At 61.8% G+C, this 20,269-nt stretch carries 24 protein-coding genes; 9 read left to right on the forward strand and 15 right to left on the reverse strand.

Annotated elements, in window-relative coordinates; genetic code table 11:
* The first annotated feature begins 111 nt into the window (after positions 1-111).
* Complete coding sequence (locus AC07XF_RS16750; protein WP_495027347.1) at positions 112-1,971, forward strand: TonB-dependent receptor domain-containing protein; 1,860 nt, start codon at positions 112-114, stop codon at positions 1,969-1,971.
* A 108-nt stretch (positions 1,972-2,079) separates the two neighbouring features.
* Here the strand turns inward: AC07XF_RS16750 and AC07XF_RS16755 are convergent, their stop codons facing one another.
* The 12 genes from AC07XF_RS16755 to nrdR all read right to left on the reverse strand — a co-directional run bounded on the left by AC07XF_RS16755 (position 2,080) and on the right by nrdR (position 10,982).
* Positions 2,080-2,880 carry a cobalamin-binding protein gene (locus AC07XF_RS16755; protein WP_495027348.1) on the reverse strand — a complete coding sequence of 267 codons (801 nt, stop codon included), beginning with the start codon at positions 2,878-2,880 and terminating at the stop codon, positions 2,080-2,082.
* The gene (locus AC07XF_RS16760; protein WP_495027349.1) at positions 2,880-3,299 is read right to left on the reverse strand and encodes an MFS transporter; all 420 of its coding nucleotides are present in this window, start codon (positions 3,297-3,299) and stop codon (positions 2,880-2,882) included. Before AC07XF_RS16760 ends, AC07XF_RS16755 begins: the two co-directional genes overlap by 1 nt.
* Entirely contained in the window at positions 3,296-3,913 is a 618-nt protein-coding gene (gene ribA, locus AC07XF_RS16765; RefSeq protein WP_007984463.1) for a GTP cyclohydrolase II, read from the reverse strand. Before ribA ends, AC07XF_RS16760 begins: the two co-directional genes overlap by 4 nt.
* Before the next feature lie 155 nt (positions 3,914-4,068).
* On the reverse strand, positions 4,069-4,809 hold the full coding sequence (locus AC07XF_RS16770; protein WP_495027350.1) for a substrate-binding periplasmic protein: 741 nt from the start codon (positions 4,807-4,809) through the stop codon (positions 4,069-4,071).
* 52 nt (positions 4,810-4,861) lie between these two features.
* A complete protein-coding gene (locus AC07XF_RS16775) occupies positions 4,862-5,365 on the reverse strand; it encodes a phosphatidylglycerophosphatase A family protein (RefSeq protein ID WP_007970166.1) in 504 nt (167 codons plus the stop codon).
* Complete coding sequence (gene thiL, locus AC07XF_RS16780; protein WP_495027351.1) at positions 5,362-6,327, reverse strand: thiamine-phosphate kinase; 966 nt, start codon at positions 6,325-6,327, stop codon at positions 5,362-5,364. The genes AC07XF_RS16775 and thiL overlap by 4 nt, the downstream gene beginning before the upstream one ends.
* Positions 6,328-6,354: 27 nt before the next feature.
* Entirely contained in the window at positions 6,355-6,855 is a 501-nt protein-coding gene (gene nusB / locus AC07XF_RS16785; RefSeq protein WP_008000432.1) for a transcription antitermination factor NusB, read from the reverse strand.
* A complete protein-coding gene (ribH, locus tag AC07XF_RS16790; protein ID WP_003228649.1) occupies positions 6,852-7,328 on the reverse strand; it encodes a 6,7-dimethyl-8-ribityllumazine synthase in 477 nt (158 codons plus the stop codon). The genes nusB and ribH overlap by 4 nt, the downstream gene beginning before the upstream one ends.
* 238 nt (positions 7,329-7,566) lie before the next feature.
* Entirely contained in the window at positions 7,567-8,658 is a 1,092-nt protein-coding gene (ribBA, locus tag AC07XF_RS16795) for a bifunctional 3,4-dihydroxy-2-butanone-4-phosphate synthase/GTP cyclohydrolase II (RefSeq protein ID WP_007984459.1), read from the reverse strand.
* A 16-nt stretch (positions 8,659-8,674) separates the two neighbouring features.
* Positions 8,675-9,340: a riboflavin synthase gene (locus tag AC07XF_RS16800; protein WP_495027352.1), complete on the reverse strand. Its 666-nt coding sequence runs from the start codon at positions 9,338-9,340 to the stop codon at positions 8,675-8,677.
* Positions 9,341-9,387: 47 nt separating this feature from the next.
* Positions 9,388-10,521, reverse strand: a complete 1,134-nt coding sequence (gene ribD, locus AC07XF_RS16805) for a bifunctional diaminohydroxyphosphoribosylaminopyrimidine deaminase/5-amino-6-(5-phosphoribosylamino)uracil reductase RibD (protein ID WP_495027353.1) — start codon at positions 10,519-10,521, stop codon at positions 9,388-9,390.
* Positions 10,518-10,982, reverse strand: coding sequence for a transcriptional regulator NrdR (gene nrdR / locus AC07XF_RS16810; RefSeq protein ID WP_003228656.1), 465 nt, complete (start codon positions 10,980-10,982; stop codon positions 10,518-10,520). Before nrdR ends, ribD begins: the two co-directional genes overlap by 4 nt.
* Positions 10,983-11,109: 127 nt before the next feature.
* On the opposite strand from nrdR, the gene AC07XF_RS16815 reads away from it, so the two are divergent.
* The 3 genes from AC07XF_RS16815 to trxA all read left to right on the forward strand — a co-directional run bounded on the left by AC07XF_RS16815 (position 11,110) and on the right by trxA (position 13,296).
* Positions 11,110-11,574, forward strand: coding sequence for a YbaY family lipoprotein (locus AC07XF_RS16815; RefSeq protein ID WP_116263840.1), 465 nt, complete (start codon positions 11,110-11,112; stop codon positions 11,572-11,574).
* Positions 11,571-12,224 (forward strand): class I SAM-dependent methyltransferase, encoded by a 654-nt coding sequence (locus AC07XF_RS16820; protein ID WP_007984454.1) that lies wholly within the window; start codon positions 11,571-11,573, stop codon positions 12,222-12,224. The genes AC07XF_RS16815 and AC07XF_RS16820 overlap by 4 nt, the downstream gene beginning before the upstream one ends.
* A 199-nt stretch (positions 12,225-12,423) precedes the next feature.
* Positions 12,424-13,296, forward strand: coding sequence for a thioredoxin (gene trxA / locus AC07XF_RS16825; RefSeq protein ID WP_495027354.1), 873 nt, complete (start codon positions 12,424-12,426; stop codon positions 13,294-13,296).
* 104 nt (positions 13,297-13,400) lie between these two features.
* Here the strand turns inward: trxA and AC07XF_RS16830 are convergent, their stop codons facing one another.
* Positions 13,401-13,742: a hypothetical protein gene (locus AC07XF_RS16830; RefSeq protein WP_495027355.1), complete on the reverse strand. Its 342-nt coding sequence runs from the start codon at positions 13,740-13,742 to the stop codon at positions 13,401-13,403.
* Between the two features lie 135 nt (positions 13,743-13,877).
* On the opposite strand from AC07XF_RS16830, the gene AC07XF_RS16835 reads away from it, so the two are divergent.
* The 5 genes from AC07XF_RS16835 to AC07XF_RS16855 all read left to right on the forward strand — a co-directional run bounded on the left by AC07XF_RS16835 (position 13,878) and on the right by AC07XF_RS16855 (position 18,032).
* Positions 13,878-14,468: a DUF2796 domain-containing protein gene (locus AC07XF_RS16835; protein WP_495027356.1), complete on the forward strand. Its 591-nt coding sequence runs from the start codon at positions 13,878-13,880 to the stop codon at positions 14,466-14,468.
* Between the two features lie 135 nt (positions 14,469-14,603).
* Positions 14,604-15,314, forward strand: coding sequence for an ABC transporter ATP-binding protein (locus AC07XF_RS16840; protein ID WP_495027357.1), 711 nt, complete (start codon positions 14,604-14,606; stop codon positions 15,312-15,314).
* A 1-nt stretch (position 15,315) separates the two neighbouring features.
* A complete protein-coding gene (locus tag AC07XF_RS16845; RefSeq protein WP_116263835.1) occupies positions 15,316-16,581 on the forward strand; it encodes an ABC transporter permease in 1,266 nt (421 codons plus the stop codon).
* Between the two features lie 11 nt (positions 16,582-16,592).
* Positions 16,593-17,111: a DUF3299 domain-containing protein gene (locus tag AC07XF_RS16850; protein WP_495027358.1), complete on the forward strand. Its 519-nt coding sequence runs from the start codon at positions 16,593-16,595 to the stop codon at positions 17,109-17,111.
* 222 nt (positions 17,112-17,333) lie between these two features.
* Positions 17,334-18,032, forward strand: coding sequence for an OmpW/AlkL family protein (locus AC07XF_RS16855; protein WP_007984444.1), 699 nt, complete (start codon positions 17,334-17,336; stop codon positions 18,030-18,032).
* A gap of 244 nt (positions 18,033-18,276) precedes the next feature.
* On the opposite strand, the gene AC07XF_RS16860 is transcribed toward AC07XF_RS16855, so the two are convergent.
* Together AC07XF_RS16860 and AC07XF_RS16865 are read right to left on the reverse strand one after the other, a co-directional pair.
* On the reverse strand, positions 18,277-19,206 hold the full coding sequence (locus AC07XF_RS16860; protein ID WP_495027359.1) for an NAD-dependent epimerase/dehydratase family protein: 930 nt from the start codon (positions 19,204-19,206) through the stop codon (positions 18,277-18,279).
* Complete coding sequence (locus AC07XF_RS16865; protein ID WP_495027360.1) at positions 19,199-20,083, reverse strand: sugar nucleotide-binding protein; 885 nt, start codon at positions 20,081-20,083, stop codon at positions 19,199-19,201. Before AC07XF_RS16865 ends, AC07XF_RS16860 begins: the two co-directional genes overlap by 8 nt.
* Positions 20,084-20,269 lie beyond the last annotated feature (186 nt).

Below are 20,269 nucleotides of genomic sequence, written 5' to 3' on the forward strand. Positions count from 1 at the left end.
CCCCCCCCCCCCCCCCCCCCCCCCCCCCCCCCCCCCCCCCCCCCCCCCCCCCCCCCCCCCCCCGCTCCCACATTTGATTTGTGTGCGCCACGAAACACCGACGGACTCCCAATGAAACTCTCCCCCCTCGCCCTGACGCTGAGCCTGCTGCCGGCCGGCCCGCTGCTGGCCGACACCTTCGAACGCGATCAAGCCCTGAAGCTGCCCGACGTATTGATCAGCGCCAACCGCCAGGTTGAAGCGCGCAACGACAGCAGTGCCGCCAACACGGTGTTCACCCGTGAAGACATCGATCGCCTGCAACCCGATAGCGTTACCGATCTGCTACGTCGGGTGCCGGGCGTGCAAGTCTCGCAATCGGGTGGGCGCGGCAGTTTGCCGGGCATCTACATTCGCGGCACCCAGTCGGCCCAGAGCCTGGTGTTGGTAGACGGCCAGCGCATCGGCAGCTCGACCTCCGGCGACAGCAATCTGCAACACATCAATATCGAGCAAGTCGAGCGTGTGGAAGTGCTGCGCGGCTCTCGTTCGGTGATTTATGGCAGCGATGCGATTGGCGGGGTGATCCAGATCTTCACCCGCCGTGGCGACGAGCAAGGTCTGCAACCGCGCCTGCACACGGGTTTTGGCAGCAACCAGACCTGGGAGCACAGCCTTGGCCTGTCCGGTGGTGATGAGCGAACTCGCTTCAACCTCGGCGCCAGCCTCGACGAAACTGCGGGGATCAATCGCACCCACGAGTCACACCCCAGCGACGGCGACCATGACGAGTATCGCAACCAGTCGTTCAGCCTGAGCTTGAGCCATGCCCTCGGCGATGACATCGAGATCGGCGCCAACGTGCTGGATAACCGTGGCAAAAGCGAGTTCGACAGCCCGTTCGCGTCGGTCCAGCAACAGCCCTACAGCAACTTCGATGTCAGTAGCGTCAGCAGCTACGTCGATGCACGGGTCAACGATCTGTGGAAAACCCGCATTGATTTCGGCCACAGCGAAAATCGCGAGAAGGCCCTCGACAAGCTCAGCGATGAACGCAGTGTTTTCAATACTTACCGCGACTCGGTAACCTGGCAGAACGACCTGACGCTCAACGAGCGCAACAGCCTGCTACTGGGCGGCGACTGGTATGAAGACCGGATCAACAGCAGCACGGCGTACGACGAGGACAGCCGCTGGAACCGCGCCGCGTTTATCCAGCATCGCTTTCAGGCGGACAGTTTCTCCACGGAGTTGGGCCTGCGTCACGACGATAACCAGCAGTTCGGTAGCCAGAATACCTGGAGCAGCACCTTCACCCTGCCGCTGAACCCGGACAACGAAATGCTGCTGACCTACAGCGAAGGCTTCCGCGCGCCGACGTTCAACGATCTGTACTACCCCGACTTCAGCAACCCGGACCTGAAGCCTGAAACCTCGAAAAGCTATGAGCTGCAATGGCGCAGCCAGTTGACTGAGAGCAGTCGCCTGGAGGCTTCGCTGTATCGCACCGACCTTGAAGACGCGATCATCTTCGGCAGCAACTCGCGCCCGGAGAACGTTGCCTCCGCGCGGATCAACGGCTTTGAAGCGGCATTGAAGCAGGAATTGTTCGGCTGGCAGAGCAACCTTGGCGTGGCGATTATCGATCCGAGGGATCGCGACACTGGCCATACCCTGGCCCGTCGTGCGCGGCGCACCTTGAGCCTGGACCTGGATCGGCAATTCGATCGCCTGGGCCTCGGCGCCAGTTGGCAAGCGGTCAGCAGCAGCTACGACGACCTGAACAATCAACAGCCGCTCGGCGGCTATGCCTTGTTGGGACTGCGCAGCAGTTGGGAGCTCAATCGTGAAATCAGACTGCAACTGAAGGTCGATAACCTGCTGGACAAGGGTTACAGCCGGGCGTTGTACAGCTACCAAGGTAGCCAGCACGGGTATCGCGAGGAAGGTCGGGCGTGGATGTTCGGGGTAACGTGGACGCCGGAGATCTGATCCGGACCTTGTACTGTCTGGGCCGACCTCTTCGCGAGCAAGCCCGCTCCCACAGGTTTAGCGCGATCCTGTGGGAGCGGGCTTGCTCGCGAAACAGTCAACTCGGTCTCAGCGGTCGGGCGCGATCAACTGGCAAAGCTTGGCGGTCGCTTCGATCATCTGCCCGCTCGGCCGCTCCAGGCCTTTGTCCGTCACCAATCGCAACTGTCCTTGCGCCACGGCCGCAACCTGCGGCCAGGCTTTCCACGCATCAAGTTGTGCCTGATCGCTGGCCAGGATCACCTCGGGATTACGCTGCAACACGGCTTCCACACTGACTTGCGGTGCTGGCAGCGTCAGGTCGGCAAACACATTTCGAGCGCCGCAGACATCCAGCGCATCGCTGATGATCTGCTCGCCACCGACGGTGTACAGCGGTCGATCCCACACCTGATAGAACACCCGCAATGGTTGATCCCGTCGATAGCGTTGGCGCAATTCATCCAGCCGCTGGCGTAAACCGGTGGCCAATGAAATTCCGCGTTCAGGCCGGCCGAGCTGAGCGGCAATGGCCTCGATCTGCGCGGCGAGCTGGTCCAGGCTGTGGGGTTCGGCGACGAAAGTGGGAATATTCAGGCGCTTGAGTTGGTCGCGCTGGGCCGGGCCGACGCTACCGGGCCATAGCAGCAAAAGATCGGGTTTCAGGCTGAGCAGGCGCTCCATGTCCAACTGGCCATAGCGGCCAACGGAGGGCAGGTTCTTGAGTTCGGCAGGACGTTCACCGGCGTCCAGCACACCGACCAGCAGGTCGACGGAACCCAGCTCAACGACAATTTCAGAAAGCGATGGTGCCAGGCTGACAACCCGCTCGACCGCGACTGCCGAGCCGTTGACGGCCAGCAGCAACAGCGCCAGCCAGACCGCGCGCATCAACCGAGTTGACGCGGAATACGGTAGAGATAGAACAGCACGACGGTCGACAGCGCCAGCAGCATCAGCGGTACCGCTTCGAGACCGACGAACACCGCCAGGGCACCGATCCAGGCCGGCAGACCGGCGGCAAGGAATGCCGTGCGGCGCTTGGCCGCAAGGCTGATCCAGGCGGCAGGCTCTTCAGGGGTATCGAGGGCTTTCTGGGTGGCGATCAGCGCGTGTTTGTAGGCGCCGAAAAACTTCAGGCTGACAAACATCGAGGCGACACCGGCGATGAACAACGGCATCGCCAGCACCGGCAGAATGGCTTCGGCCTGGCCGAACACCGCGTTGATCACAAACAGCGGCAACAACGCCAGTGCCAGGTATTGCCACCAGTTGACGGACAATCGCCGCCGCACCTGACTGCGAGTCACGCCCGGTCTACCTCGCCCTGATGTTCATTGCCCATCATGTGGTCGAGCTTGCTGGCCTTGGTCGCCAGATAGAGACGGTTATGCGGGTTGTGGCCGGTGTGCAGCGGCACGCGCTCGGCGACTGCGATCCCCATGTCGGTCAGGGCTTTGACCTTGCGCGGGTTGTTGGTCATCAGGCGCAGTGACTTCACGCCCAGGTGCTCCAGCATTGGCAGGCACATGGCGTAGTCACGCTGGTCGGCGGCAAAACCCAGGCGCTCGTTGGCTTCAACGGTATCGGCGCCACCGTCCTGCAGCTCATAGGCGCGGATCTTGTTCAGCAAGCCAATGCCCCGGCCTTCCTGACGCAGGTAGAGCAAAACGCCACGACCTTCGCGGGCGATGGCCTGCAAGGCGGCCTCCAGTTGCGAGCCGCAGTCGCAACGCTGGCTGAACAAGGCATCGCCCGTCAGGCATTCGGAGTGCAACCGGCCGAGTACCGGGGCACCGTCGGCGAACTCACCCAGGCTCAACACAACGTGCTCGCGGCCGGTGGCCTCATCGAGAAAGCCGTGCATGGTGAATTGCGCAAAAGGCGTTGGCAGCTTGGAAGCGGCGACAAAAACGACAGGCACCGGTGTGCTCCTGATCTAAAAGTCTGAAGATTCGCAGAGCCGGCATTGTAACAGCAGGTTCCGGAGGACGCTTAGGCTGAATTATCGGCGATAACTATCAAATAGTTTGATAACAACCTCCCACATTGGGTACATCATCAGCCGTAAGAACCGTGTCAATTCGAATCAAACGGATACGGCTGCTTCCAGCGCTCGAAAATTGGTTTCAGCTCGCCGCTTTTCACCAGTTGCTCCATGCGCTGATCGAACAAAGCCATCAGGGTTCGCGCCTTTGCGGTCTTGGCGAAACACAGATACAGCGGCAACTCTGCGATATGGGTACGCCGCAGCTGGGACGGATCCTTGGCGCGGTTGAGGACGATATCGATTTCGGTCAGGGCATCGATATAGAAGTCGACGCGATTGTGGGTCAGCATCGACACGATGCCGGTACGCCGCATCACTTCGTCGAAGTGGCGCACATTGGGCAAGTAGTGCTGGTAATCGTAGCCGCGGACCCAGGCCAGTCGATAATTGCCCAGGGTTTCCGGGGTAGGTACCGGGCTGCTGGCCAGGCCCAAGGCATAGATGTGATCGGTGTCGAAGCTCCAATGGGGATAGAGCACGCCCTCGGATTCGTCACGATAGGAACCGACACAGGCATCGACCTCACCCCGTTCGGCCAGGCCCAGGGAGCGCAAGTAGGGCTCAGTGCGGATGTCGACTTTGACGCCCGCCGGCTCGAACACTTGCCGTAGCACGTCCCAACCCAGCCCATGACCGTCAGCAGCGGTGTAGTCCTCCCAGTCTTCGCTGGCCAGATGAATCACCGACGGCGGCGTAGCACCCCCTCCCCCTGCCTGGACAAAAGAGCAAGACATCGCGAACGCCATCAACATCAATCCGCGTAGAACCATCCCTGCTTCCCCCGATTAACAGCTCTCCTGATTAACGCCTGGAAATCCCCGATCAGGCGAAAAACCACACCAGTCCCTGCATCGCCAACCAGGCGAAAACCCCGGCCAGGACATCATCCAGCATGATGCCGACACCGCCATGTACGTGCCGGTCAATCCAGCGAATCGGCCACGGCTTGAGGATATCGAAGAAGCGGAACATCAAGAAACCCGCAAGCAACCATTGCCAACCTTCCGGCACCAGCCACAGGGTGATCCACATCCCGACCATTTCGTCCCAGACGATGCCTTCATGGTCGTGCACACGCAAATCATCGGCCACCTTGCCGCACAGCCAGAAGCCGAACAGCATGGTGATGCCCAGCATCAGCCAGTAGCCCCAATCGGGCAGCATCTGCCACAACGGAATAAAGGGAAGCGCAACTAACGACCCCCAAGTGCCGGGCGCCTTTGGCAAGGTGCCCGAGCCGAAGCCGAACGCCAGGAAATGCCACGGATTACGCCAGACCGACGGCGGTACGAATTCCGCCGGGACCTGTTTGGGATGATCTGTCACGGTGACTCCCGAAAATGTTGATAACCCCGGGTTTGCGGGGTGATGTCTTTGCCATCGGCGTCCAGCAGCCTCACGCCCTGCCCCGTCACCACCTGCCCAATCACATGGATCGGCCAGCCGTCGGCCAACAATAGTGACAACTCGACGGACGGTAAGGTGAAAACCAGGATGTAGTCGTCGCCGCCGCTCAGGGCCGCAACCTGTGCGTCCGCTTGGCCGAGAAAGTCGACCAGGCTCTGCGACAGCGGCAGACGATCCTGCTCGACTTCGATACCGACCTTCGAGGCCAGTGCGATATGCCCGCAATCAGCGAGCAAACCGTCGGAGATATCCATTGCCGAAGTCGCCTTGCCACGCAGCGCCTGCCCCAAGCCGAGCTGTGGTTGCGGCGACCAGTAATGCGCCAGCAATGGCTCGGCAACGCTGGCTTCGGCCGTGCGCTGTCCGAGCACCAAGGGCAAGGCACCGGCGGCATTGCCTAGGTCGCCGCCCACACACAGCAGGTCGCCCGGTTGTGCACCGCTGCGGGTCAACGCCAGACCGCCCGGTACACGCCCGAACACGGTCATGGTCAGGCTCAGCGGCCCACGGGTGGTGTCGCCGCCTACCAGCGCCACGCCGCAGCTTTGCGCCATCTGGTTCAAACCATGGGCATAGGCTTGCAGCCATTCGGCGGTTACCGTCGGCAAGGTCAGGGCAAGGGTAAAGGCAACGGGGGTGGCGCCCATGGCAGCCAGGTCGCTGACGGCCACGGCCAGCGAACGCTGACCGAGCAGAAAGGGATCGCAGGGATCGGCGAAATGCACGCCGGCCACCAGCGTATCGGTAGAAATCGCCAACTGCTCCCCGGGAGGAACAGCCAGCAAGGCGCAGTCATCGCCGATCCCGAGGGCAACGCCTTCGCCGCCTTGCGCACAAGGCGCGGCGGCAAAGAAATTGCGGATCAGCTCAAACTCGCCCATGGCGCCAATAAGACATTCAAGCGCCAATCAGCGCTTGAACGCCTTCACTTCAGCTTCACGCAGACGCGGGGCCAGCTTGTCGAGCACACCGTTGACGAACTTGTGGCCATCGGTAGAACCGAAGACCTTGGCCAGTTCGATACCTTCGTTGATCACAACGCGGTACGGCACGTCGACGCGTTTGAGCAGCTCCCAGGTGGACAGGCGCAGAACCGCCAGTTCAACCGGGTCCAGCTCTTCGATGGTCAAGTCCAGGCAAGGCTTGAGTGCAGTGTCGATTTCGGTCTTGAACTGCGGAACCCCGTGCAGGATTTCGCGGAAGTACGCGCCGTCGACATCGGTGAAATCGTTATCGACCCGGAACTGCGCTTCGATCTCGTTCAGCGACTGCTTGGCCATGTGCCATTGGTACAACGCCTGAGTCGCGAGCTGACGGGCTTCGCGGCGCTTGACGCTTTTCGATGGCTTGCCGGCATCCGCAGGCTTTGGATCGCGCGGGTTGAAACGATCGCTTTCGTCGCTAATCACTTGGCCTCCAACTGCGCCAGCAGGCTGACCATTTCCAGAGCGGACAGGGCAGCTTCAGCACCTTTGTTGCCGGCTTTGGTGCCGGAACGCTCGATGGCTTGCTCGATGGAGTCAACGGTCAGCACGCCGAATGCAACCGGTACGCCGAACTCCATGGACACCTGGGCCAGGCCCTTGGTGCATTCGCCAGCCACGTATTCGAAATGCGGAGTGCCGCCACGAATGACTGCGCCCAGGGCGATGATTGCCGCGAACTCGCCCTTTTGAGCGACTTTCTGTGCAACCAGCGGAATTTCGAAGGCGCCAGGTGCGCGGATGATGGTGATGTCGCTTTCGCTTACGCCGTGGCGAACCAGGGCATCAACTGCACCGCTGACCAGGCTTTCAACGACGAAGCTGTTGAAACGGCCCACTACCAGAGCGTAGCGGCCTTTAGGGGCGATGAAGGTACCTTCGATGGTCTTCAGGGTCATTCGTTAGATCTCTTAAAGAGCCGGGACGCGTCTCGTACGCGTCCCTCAGTGATATTTGAACCGCGAATACAGCGCCGGAATCCCGCAACGACGTTCACTTTGTGGCGAGGGAGCTTGCTCCCGCTGGGCTGCGTAGCAGCCCCTTTTGTGGGCGCTGCGCACCCAAGCGGGAGCAAGCTCCCTCGCCACAGTAAATCAAACAAGCCTCAAGTGAACAACGATGCCAAAACCCGGTGTCTTATTCGGAGGGCACGTATTCTACAACTTCCAGATCGAAACCGGATATCGCATTAAATTTCATTGGTGCCGACATCAGGCGCATTTTGCGCACGCCCAGGTCCCGCAGAATCTGCGAACCGGCACCCACAGTGCTGTAGGTGGTCGGTTTTTTCACCGCTGCGTGATCGGCGGTTTCGCGGATATGCGCCAGCAATACGTCGCCATCGAGCGGGTGACCGAGCAACAGCACCACGCCGCTGCCGGCCTCGGCAACCGTGGCCATCGCGGCGCGCAGGCTCCAGCGGCCCGGCTGCTTGACCATCAGCAGGTCGCGCAGCGGGTCCATGTTGTGCACCCGAACCAGGGTCGGCTCTTCGGCGCAGACATTGCCCAGGGTCAGTGCCATGTGCACGTCGCCTTCCACCGAATCACGATAGGTCACCAGGTTGAATTGGCCCAGTTCGCTGTCCAGTGGCTGCTCGGCAATCCGCTGAACGGTACGTTCGTGAATCATCCGGTAGTGAATCAGGTCGGCGATGGTGCCGATCTTGATGTCGTGTTCGGCGGCAAAAGCCTCCAGCTCGGCGCGACGGGACATGGTGCCGTCGTCGTTCATCACTTCGCAGATCACGCCGCTCGGTTCGAAACCGGCCATGCGCGCCAGGTCGCAGGCCGCTTCAGTGTGGCCGGCACGAGCCAGGGTGCCACCGGCCTGGGCCATCAGCGGGAAGATGTGACCCGGGCTGACGATGTCTTCAGCCTTGGCATCACGGGCGGCAGCAGCCTGCACGGTGCGCGCACGGTCGGCCGCGGAAATACCGGTAGTCACGCCGGTGGCGGCTTCGATGGACACGGTGAACTTGGTACCGAAACCGGAACCGTTGCGCGGAGCCATCAGCGGCAGCTTGAGCAGTTCGCAGCGCTCGCGGCTCATCGGCATGCAGATCAGGCCACGGGCGTGCTTGGCCATGAAGTTGATGTGCTCGGGCTTGCAGCACTCGGCGGCCATGATCAGGTCGCCTTCGTTCTCGCGATCTTCGTCATCCATGAGGATGACCATCTTGCCTTGGCGGATGTCTTCAACCAGTTCTTCGATGCTATTGAGCGCCACAAGGCACCCCCTTGAGTCAGGATTTGAGGTAGCCGTTGGCGGCCAGAAAGCTTTCGGTAATGTTTCCGGATTTTGCAGGCTCTGCGGCCTTGTCGCCCAGCAACAGGCGCTCCAGATAACGGGCCAGCAAGTCCACTTCCAGGTTCACCCGGCAACCAGGCTGATACGACGCCATGATGGTTTCGCTCAGGGTGTGCGGAATGATGGTCAGCAGGAACTCGGCGCCATCGACCGCGTTCACGGTCAGGCTGGTGCCGTCGACGGTGATCGAACCTTTATGGGCGATGTACTTGGCCAGGTCCTTGGGCGCACGAATGCGGAATTCCACGGCGCGCGCGTTTTCGGTACGGGCAACCACTTCGCCCACGCCATCGACGTGACCGCTGACCAGGTGCCCGCCGAGGCGAGTGGTCGGGGTCAAGGCTTTTTCCAGATTGACCGGGCTGCCGCTTTTCAGGTCGTTCATGGCGGTGCAGTCGAGGGTTTCGCGACTGACGTCAGCAGCGAAGCCGTTGCCCGGCAATTCAACGGCAGTCAGGCACACGCCGTTGACCGCGATGCTGTCGCCCAGTTTGACGTCGCTCAGGTCGAGCTTGCCGGTTTCGACGTGAACCCGCACATCACCGCCCTTTGGGGTCAATGCACGAATACTGCCGATGGATTCGATGATGCCGGTAAACATGAGGTTCTCCTCGAGAACAAAGCCAAAGCTTGCGCGATGGCCGGAAATTATACGCTTGCTGCTGGCACTGGGATGGCGATGACTCGCCAGTCATCGCCAACTGCACGAATTTCGGTGATTTTGAGTTCCGGCGCATCCTTCATTTGCGCGAGCGGCCAGTCCAGCAGCGGCCGCGCCGAGGAGCCCAGGAACTTGCCGGCGATGAAAATCTGGAACTCGTCCACCAAACCGAGTTGGGCAAAGGCACCCGCCAGACGCGGACCGGCCTCGACCAGCACTTCGTTGACTCCACGAGCAGCCAATTCGACCAGTAGCTGACGCAAATCGACCTGACCATCATAACCGGGCACGATCAGGCATTCCGGACCGTTGGCGTACTGCTCCTCCACCGCCACGCAGGTGGCGACCAGCGCCGGGCCGGCCTTGAAGAACGGTGCATCCAGCGGCACCCGCAGGCGACCGTCGACCAGCACGCGCAGCGGTGGACGGCTCATGGCTTGTGCCGTTTGCCCGGCGTCCAGCCCCAGCTCATCGGCGCGCACGGTCAACCGCGCGTTGTCCGCCAGCACCGTGTCGGCGCCGGTCAGCACCACGCTCGCCTGGGCGCGCAGGCGTTGCACCGCCGAACGTGCGGCCGGGCCGGTGATCCACTGGCTTTCGCCGCTTTCCATTGCCGTACGGCCATCCAGGCTCATGGCCAACTTGACCCGCACGAACGGCAAGCCGTGTTCCATGCGTTTGAGGAAGCCTTGATTGAGCTTGCGCGCCTCGCCTTCCAGCACGCCGCTTTCGGTGACGATGCCGGCCTGTTCCAGGCGTTGCAGGCCACGACCGGCGACTTCCGGGTTCGGGTCCTGCATCGCCGCGACCACGCGGGCCACACCGGCATTCACCAGCGCATCGGCACAGGGCGGCGTGCGGCCGTGGTGGCTGCAAGGCTCAAGCGTCACATAAGCGGTAGCGCCACGCGCCTGCTCACCGGCGGCGCGCAAGGCGTGGACTTCGGCGTGGGGCTCGCCGGCGCGCTCGTGCCAGCCTTCGCCGACAATCTGCCCGCCCTGCACAATCACGCAACCGACCCGCGGATTGGGGTGCGTTGTGTAATGCCCCTTGCGCGCCAGTTCCAGGGCACGGGCCATGAAATGAGCGTCGAGGATGGCTTGTTCGGCAGTCGTGGTCATTCTTTCACCGGTTCACGGGCCAGGCGATCGATCTCTTCACGGAACTCGTTGAGGTCCTGGAAGCGGCGATAGACCGAAGCAAAGCGGATGTAGGCGACTTCGTCGAGTTTTTGCAGCTCGGCCATCACCAGCTCGCCGACCACGAGGGATTTGACCTCGCGTTCGCCGGTGGCACGCAGTTTGTGTTTGATGTGCACCAGCGACGATTCGAGGCGCTCGACGCTCACCGGGCGCTTCTCCAGCGCACGCTGCATGCCGGCACGGAGTTTTTCTTCGTCGAACGGCTGGCGACTGCCGTCGGTTTTGATCAGGCGCGGCAACACCAGTTCAGCCGTCTCGAACGTCGTGAAACGCTCGCCGCAGGCCAGGCATTCACGCCGGCGGCGCACCTGTTCGCCCTCGGCGACCAGACGCGAGTCGATGACCTTGGTGTCGTTGGCACCGCAGAAGGGACAGTGCATGGTGGCAGGCAACAAAAAAAGGGAGGGCCATGGTAGCGCATCCCGGTGGCAAGACAAGCCATAGGGTTTGCGGTATACAGACGGGATGATCACTTGATCCATGGAATTCAGCTTTATGGAGCCACCAATGTCGTTACGCCCGCTCGTTTTGCTCAGTGTTTTCAGCCTGCTGGTGGCTTGCGGCAGCGATGCACCCAAGCCCCAGCCGCCAACGCCAGGCCCGGCGCCGCAGCAAGCGCAGAAGAAGGCCCGGGAGGCTGCCGAACTTGGCCCGCTGCCCGCGTATCAGCGCGAATTGAGCGGCACCCTGCAAGGTGTGCCGGCCGGCGCTGAAGTCGAACTGGCGCTGCTGGTGATCGACGAAAAAGACCGCCCGCAACAATTGCTCGCCAGTTCCAGCCTGATCGGCAACAACCAGGTGCTGCCGTTTCACTTGCGCTTCAATCCGGAATCCTTCCCGGTCGGTGCCCGCGTTGAACTGCGCGGCCGCGCCAGTCAGTCCGGCCAGTTGATCCTGCACCTGCCGTCGCAGTTGATTACCCAGCCGACCACCCAGGCCCTGGGCCAACTGCAATTTGTCAAAGCCCCATGAGTGCACCGCTCGACCTGCAACGGGCCCTGGCTGAATTGCTCGGCGATGCACAACTGGTGGCCTGCCCGTTGCCGGAAACCGATTTGCAGCTATGGCTGATCGACGGCGACAACATGGACCGCGCCTTCAGCCCGGAAGAAACCCGGCGCATCCTGCATGAACCGCCGTACTGGAGTTTCTGCTGGGCCAGTGGTCTGGCCGTGGCCCGTTATCTGGCCGCAAACCCAGATTGGGTCGAAGGCAAGCGGGTACTGGATTTCGGCGCGGGTTCTGGCGTGGCGGGGATTGCCGCGGCCAAGGCCGGCGCGCTGGAAGTGCTAGCCTGCGACCTCGACCCGCTGGCGATTGCCGCGTGCCGGGCGAATGCCGAACTCAATGATGTACAGCTCAATTACTCGACGGATTTTTTCGCCGAGGCCGATCGCTTCGATCTGATTCTGGTGGCAGATGTGTTGTACGACCGGGCGAACCTGCCGCTGCTCGACCAGTTCCTCAGTCGCGGCCGGGAGGCGCTGGTGGCGGACTCTCGAGTGCGGGATTTTCGCCATCCCTTGTACCGGCGCATCGAAATGCTTGAAGCCATGACCCTGCCGGATCTGGCCGAGCCCCACGAGTTTCGGCATGTGAGCCTGTACCACGCGCAGCGCTAGCTAAAAGCTTCGCGAGCAAGCCCGCTCCCACAGTGGTTGGTGTGCACCACAAATCTTGTGGCCAACTTCAATCCCTGTGGGAGCGGGCTTGCCCGCGAAGGCGCCCGTTCAGGCAACATACCTCTCACGACTACCCCGCTTCCGGCCGCCCCCCACCAAGCCGTATAGTTGCCCCATTCACGCTTCTACGAGATTGCCCATGAGTCAGGAAACGCCGTACATCTTCGACGCCACGACTGCCGATTTCGACCAGTCGGTGATCGAGAACTCTTTCCACAAACCGGTGCTGGTGGATTTCTGGGCCGAATGGTGTGCGCCCTGCAAAGTGCTGATGCCGATGTTGCAGAGCATTGCCGAGAGCTATCAGGGCGAATTGCTGTTGGCCAAGGTCAACTGCGACATCGAGCAAGACATTGTCGCCCGCTTCGGCATCCGCAGCTTGCCGACCGTGGTGCTGTTCAAGGACGGCCAGCCTGTCGACGGTTTTGCCGGTGCACAACCGGAATCCGCCGTTCGCGCCCTGCTCGAGCCCCATGTACAGATGCCGCCACCGGCCGCCGCCGATCCGTTCGAACAGGCCCAGGCGCTGTTCGATGAAAGCCGCTTTGCCGATGCCGAAGCCCTGCTCAAAGTGCTGCTGGGTGAAGACAACACCAACGCCAAGGCGCTGATCCTGTACGCCCGTTGCCTGACCGAACGCGGTGAACTGGGCGAAGCGCAAGCCGTGCTGGATGCGGTCAAGAGCGACGAGCACAAGGCCGCGCTGGCCGGTGCCAAGGCGCAGATCAAGTTTCTCGGTTTGGCCAGGGACTTGCCGGATGCCGCCGACCTGAAGGCCCGGCTGGCGAAAGATCCCCAGGACGATGAAGCGGTTTATCAACTGGCCATCCAGCAACTGGCCCGTCAGCAGTACGACGCCGCGCTGGATGCATTGCTCAAGCTGTTCATCCGCAACCGCACTTACAGCGAAGGCTTGCCGCACAAGACCTTGCTGCAGGTGTTCGAGTTGCTGGGCAATGATCATCCGCTGGTGAGCACGTACCGTCGCAAGTTGTTTGCTGCGCTGTACTAAGCGCCACCTTGTAGGAGCGAGCTCGCTCGCGATGGGCGTCAACGATAATGAGGGCTACCTGTATGACTGCGGTGCCCTGACGCCCTTCGCGAGCAAGCTCGCTCCTACAACAACCAGCGGTACAACGGTGTATCGCCGCCGCTTTCCACTTTCACATCCGCACAATGGCGCAAACGCACCAGCAGGCGTTTGCCCGCCACCGCGCTGCCAGTCAATCCTTCCAGCTGATCGAGCAGATCCGGTCCACTCAACTGCCCGGCCTTGCGCAGCAAATCCCTGGCGATCTGCCACAGCGCATCATCCTGATTCAGCGGTTTCGCCGCCGGCGCGCTGACTGCGGATTTTTCCACCTGCAACTGCGCCCCTAGTCGCGCCCAGTCCGCGTCGTCCATTTCCAGGGTCAAATCCACCGGCCAGTCGCCGATGCTTCCGCGAATTCGCAACATAAGTCTGCTCCCGCACATTTCTTCCCTGCATGCTCCCATGGGACTTGTGCAACGCCAAGCAGGCAGTCAAACTCTCCGCACTTACGTTATAAGATTACATAACAATTTCTTCATTTTACTTTTCGGAGACTCGCCATGCGCCGTCTGCTTCTCGCTCTGCCGTTTGCCATGTTGCCGCTGGTTGTCGCCCATGCTGCCGACGAACACGATCATGAGCATGGCAGCCTGGGTGCCCACGAACATGGCGTGGGGCGCCTGAACGCTGTGCTGGACGGCAAGACCCTGGAGCTGGAGCTGGAAAGTCCGGCCATGAACCTGGTGGGTTTCGAGCACGTCGCCACCAGCGATGCAGACAAAGCCAAAGTCGTCGCCGCACGTACCCGGCTTGAGCAACCGCTGGCCCTGTTCAACCTGCCAAAAGCCGCCGGTTGCGTGGTGGAAAACCAGGAACTGGAAAGCCCGTTGTTCGGTGACCAGCCCGATGCCGACGATGACCATGATGAAGACGCCAAGGACGAAGACGGCCACGAACATCACCATGATCACAGCGAAATCCACGCTCGCTATCAGTTCACCTGCGCCACACCAGACGCATTGAAGACCCTGGACCTGGCGAACATGTTCAACACGTTCCCGGCCACCCGGAAAATTCAGGTACAACTGATCGGCCCGAGCGGGCAGCAAGGCGTTGAAGTGACGGCCAAGGCTGCCGCCCTGAAATTCTGATCTACCGCAAATCAAATGTGGGAGCGGGCTTGCTCGCGAAGGCGCCGTATCAGTTTGCATCAATGTCTCTGACACACCGCATTCGCGAGCAAGCCCGTTCCCACAAGGGTTCACCACCAACCTGACCGGTTTCACATGACCCAAGCACTCATCGAACTGTCCAATCTGGGCTTCAGTTGGCCCGGTCACCCGCCACTGCTGGACATCCCGGCGTTTCGCCTGGAGCGCGGGGAGACCCTGTTCCTCAAAGGCCCCAGCGGCAGTGGCAAGACCACCCTGCTCGGCCTGCTTGGCGGCGTGCAAAAGCCTGATCGCGGCAGCATCCGTCTGCTCGGCCAGGAGCTGACGCAGCTTTCGGCCGGCGCCCGCGACCACTTTCGCGTCGATCACACCGGCTACATTTTCCAGCAGTTCAACCTGCTGCCGTTTCTGTCGGTGCGCGAGAACGTCGAACTGCCCTGCCACTTCTCGAAACTGCGTGCCGAACGGGCGAAACAGCGACACGGCAGCGTCGACAAAGCGGCCGCCACGCTACTCGCCCACCTGGGTTTGAAGGATGAAAACATCCTCGGTCGCCGCGCCGACTCGCTGTCCATCGGCCAGCAGCAACGGGTCGCCGCTGCCCGCGCGCTGATCGGCCAACCGGAACTGGTGATCGCCGACGAGCCGACCTCGGCCCTCGATTACGACGCCCGCGAGAACTTCATTCGCCTGCTGTTCGCCGAGTGCCGCGAAGCCGGGTCGAGCCTGTTGTTCGTCAGCCATGACCAGAGCCTGGCGCCGCTGTTCGATCACAACCTGTCGCTGGCCGAACTCAATCGCGCCGCCACCCCGTCCGAGGTTTGAGATGTATTTGTTTCGTCTAGCCATGGCCAGCCTGGCTAACCGCCGTTTCACCGCGATCCTCACCGCGTTCGCCATCGCCTTGTCGGTGTGCCTGTTGCTGGCGGTGGAGCGCGTGCGCACCGAAGCCAAGGCGAGTTTCGCCAGCACCATCAGCGGCACCGACCTGATCGTCGGCGCCCGCTCAGGCTCGGTGAACCTGTTGCTGTACTCGGTGTTCCGCATCGGCAACGCCACCAACAATATTCGCTGGGACAGCTTCGAACACTTCGCCAACAACCCGAAAGTGAAGTGGGCGATCCCGATGTCCCTCGGCGATTCCCATCGCGGCTACCGGGTGATGGGCACCACCGAAGCCTACTTCGAGCATTACCAGTACGGCCGCCAGCAACACCTGGAACTGGCCGATGGCCGGGCCTTCGCCACCGACCCGTTCGAAGTCGTGCTCGGTGCCGAAGTGGCGGATGCGCTGCATTACAAACTCGGTGACAAACTGGTGCTGGCTCACGGCGTGGCGGCGATCAGCCTGGTCAAGCACGACGACAAGCCGTTCACCGTGGTCGGCATTCTCAAGCGCACCGGCACGCCGGTGGACCGCACGCTGCACATCAGCCTCGGCGGCATGGAAGCGATTCACATCGACTGGCACAACGGCGTGCCGGCCCGTGGCGAGGGTCGTATCACGGCCGATCAGGCGCGCAACATGGACCTGACGCCGCAAGCGATCACCGCATTCATGCTCGGCCTCAACAACAAGATTTCAACCTTTGCCCTGCAGCGCGAAATCAACGAATTCCGCGGCGAGCCGATGCTGGCGATCCTGCCGGGCGTGGCGCTGCAAGAGCTGTGGAGTTTGATGGGCACGGCAGAAAAAGCCTTGTTCGTGGTTTCGCTGTTTGTGGTGTTGACCGGGTTGATCGGCATGCTCACAGCCATTCTCACCAGCCTCAACGAGCGACGCCGGGAAATGGCGATCCTGCGCTCGGTGGGCGCACGCCCCTGGCACATCGCGACGCTGTTGGTGCTCGAAGCCTTTGCCCTGGCGCTGTCGGGTGTGATCGCTGGCGTGGCGTTGCTGTATGTGTGCATCGCGGCGGCCCAGGGTTATGTGCAGGCCAATTACGGTTTGTACCTGCCACTGTCCTGGCCCAGCGAGTATGAATGGACACTGCTCGGTGGCATCCTGATCGCCGCGCTGCTGATGGGCAGCGTGCCGGCCTGGCGCGCCTATCGCCAATCCCTGGCCGATGGCCTGTCGATCCGCTTATGAGGACGTTGAAAATGCCCCGCGCTGTACTTGCGCTGTTGATGCTGGTCGCCCTGCCCCTGTGGGCGGCCCAGCCAAAAGACCTGACCTGGTCGGAGATGATTCCGCCGGATGCGCCGAAAGAAGTACCGAACATGACGCCGTTGCACGACCTGTCGCAGATGAGCAACGCGCTGTCGGCCGAGTCGGCACCCGCCGCCAAGCAGGACATGCCCAATGCACCGGTGGTCAAGGCCCTCGATGGCCAGAACATTCGCCTGCCGGGCTACATCGTGCCGCTGGAAGTGAGCGAGGAAGGACGCACCACGGAGTTTCTGCTGGTGCCGTATTTCGGCGCCTGCATCCACGTACCGCCACCGCCGTCGAACCAGATCGTGCACGTCAAAAGCGAAGTCGGCGTGAAGCTCGACGAGTTGTATCAGCCTTACTGGATCGAGGGCGCGTTGCAGGTCAAGGCGTCCACCAGCGAGTTGGCGGATGCCGGGTATCAGATGGAGGCGGAGAAGATTTATCTGTATGAATTGCCGGAGTGAATCCGGTCGTTTTGTGTTGTTAGAAATGCCGTCTTCGCGAGCAAGCCCGCTCCCACATTGGAATGCGTTCCCCCTGTGGGAGCGGGCTTGCTCGCGAAGGGGCCATCAAAATCACTACAAAGTCCAACCCCTTCCCACATTCATTGAGCTGCATCAAAAGACCGATTCGTTAGGCAACTTACCATTGGACATCGAACACTTTTAACGTCCTCTGGAGCCCCCATGAACAAGTCCATGCTCAGCGCTACGCTGGTTGCCCTCGCGCTCGCAGCCCCGCTCGCCCACGCCCACGAGGCGGGTGACATCATCCTTCGTGCGGGCGCCATCACCGTTAACCCGAAGGCCGACAGCTCCAGTGTGAAGGTCGATCAGGGGCCGCTGGCCGGTACCAACCTGGGCGGCAAGGCGACCATGGACAGTGACACGCAGCTGGGCCTGAACTTCGCCTACATGCTCACCAACAATTGGGGGATCGAACTGCTCGCCGCCACTCCGTTCGAGCATGACGTGAAACTCAAAGGCACTGCCCTGCCGGCTGCCAACGGCAAACTCGGCTCCCTGAAACACCTGCCGCCAACCCTGAGCGTGGTCTACTACCCGCTGGATTCGAAGTCAGCCTTCCAGCCGTACGTCGGCGGTGGCATCAACTACACCTGGATCTACGACGAAAGCCTCAGCAGCGAAGCCAAATCCGCCGGTTTCAGCAACTTCAAGGCGAAGAACTCCTGGGGCCTGGCCTGGCAGGTCGGTGCCGACTACATGCTGACCGACAACATCCTGCTCAACGCCCAGGTGCGCTACATCGACATCGACACCCGCGCCACCGTTGAAAACAACTCAATTGCACCGGGCACCCGCGCCAAGGTCAACGTCGACGTCGATCCGTTTGTGTACATGGTCGGCCTGGGCTACAAGTTCTAACGAACGTTCACGTGGTGGTGAATGAGGCTGTTGTGGCGAGGGAGCTTGCTCCCGTCGGGTTGCGAAGCAGCCCCAAAACCGGCAGAAGCGGTGACTCAGACAAACCGCATTGCCTGGATTGCGACTGCTACGCAGTCGAGCGGGAGCAAGCTCCCTCGCCACAGGGATTGCGTCCGTTTTAACGCAAATTCCGGCCACAAAAAAGGCGCCTGTCAAAGGCGCCTTTTTTGTATCTGCAAGATCCTCAGCGCCCCAGCAACCGCGCCAGCCCCACGCTCATCGGCGTTTGCGAGGAGGTGTGAAAGCGCTCCAGCAGACGCCGGTTGTCCGCCCGTGAATGACGGATGTCACCGGAGCGCGCCGGGCCGTAGCTCACTGGCGGCAGCTGGCCGACCACGGCTTCGAGCGCTTCGAGCATCTGCTTGAGAGTCGTCGCCTGGTTCCAGCCAACGTTGACCGCACCGACTTCGACCTGGGGCTTTTCGATGGCCTGTACCAGCAAGTCGACCAGGTCTTCGACGTAGACAAAATCCCGGGTCTGCTCGCCATCACCGAACACCGTGATCGGCAGGCCCTTTTGCGCGCGCTCGCTGAAAATGCTGATCACCCCGGAGTACGGCGAGGACGGATCCTGGCGCGGGCCGAAGATGTTGAAGAAGCGGAAAATCACCGGCTCCAGCCCATGCTGGCGGCGGTAGAAATCGAAGTAATGCTCACCGGCCAGTTTGTCCGCCGCATAAGGCGTCAGCGGCGCCTTGGGCGTGTCTTCGTCGATCGACTCACCTTCGCCATTGTTGCCATACACCGCCGCGCTGGAAGCAAACAGCACGCGTTTGACCCCGGTCTGGCGCATGGCTTCGCAGACGTTCAGTGTGCCGATGAAGTTGCTCTGGTGCGTGCGCACCGGATCGTCCACCGAGGCCTGCACCGAAGCCACGGCGGCCAGGTGCGCCACGGCGCTGCAACCGGTCATGGCTTGGGCAACCACAGCCGCATCGGCCACGTCGCCGACGATCAGTTCGACCCTGGGATTATCCAGCGGCAGATTGCTGCGCTTGCCGGTGGACAGGTCATCGAGAATTCGCACCGCATGGCCCTTGGCAAGCAGGGCGTCAGTCAGGTGCGAACCAATGAAACCGGCACCGCCGGTGATCAAAACGGGACCGTCAGCCATGGCGATAGAACCTGTCCAGTAGAGCGGGAAGCGCCGCACGCCAGGCGCGCGGTTTGATTCCGAAGGTGTGCAGAATTTTTTTGCAGGCCAATACCGCGTGTTGCGGTTCTTCGGCTGCATCCGGACGCGCGGCGTGGGCCTGGGCGGTCGGGGCTTCGATGGCCAGCGGATGCAGGCTGCGGGCTTCGGTCAGAATCGCCTGCCCCAGCGCCAGCGGCGTGGTCGCCTCATGCCCGGCATAGTGGTAGGTGCCCCACAGCGGCGCGGCACAATCGAGTTGCTTGAGCACTGAAATAATCACGCGGGCGGCATCGTCAACCGGCGTCGGATTGCCGCGCCGGTCATCGGCCATCAGCAGTTCTTCGGGTTGTTCGGCACGGGCGAGAAAGCGGCCAAGGGCGCCGTCCGGGCTGTCGTCCAGCAACCAGCCGAAACGCAGCAGCACGTGTTGCGGGCAGGTGGCGCGAACGCTTTGTTCGATCCGCCACAAGGCCTGGCCGCGCTGGCCCAGGGGCACCGGTTCGTCTTTTTCGCTGTAGGCGGTGGCGCGGGAGCCATCGAATACTCGATAGCTCGAAGGTTGCAGCAGAACGATGTTGTGGTGCTGGCACAGTTCCGCCAGACGCTCGATCGCGCGCTCTTGCCCGGCCAGGCGCTGTTCGCTGACCGCTTCGGCCTGAAACCAGTCGAAGTAGTAGGCAAGGTTGATCAACGCATCGGGACGGGTGTCGTCGAGCAGTTGTGTCAGGCTCGCGGCATCCCAGCCGTTTTCGGGCGGGCGGGGGGCGAGGAAACCGATGTCTTCCTCCGCACCGAGGCGAATCAGCGCCTGCCCAAGGGCATTTCCGCCGCCCAGTAACATAAGGCGCATTCGCATAGAGTCAGCAGGCCCAGTCTGATTGGAACGATGGCTTTATCGACACCGCGCTCAGGCGGCGTCGTAGATAATTGCCGGAATCGTTGCATTTTGCGGGTTTAGTGCGCAACCGTCACCCGTAAAGTGTAGATGTCCGACTTTTGCGGTGCCTGGACTGGCCTCTTCGCGGGCAAGCCCGCTCCTACA

It is taken from the genome of Pseudomonas sp. GW821-FHT01C01, assembly GCF_059422645.1.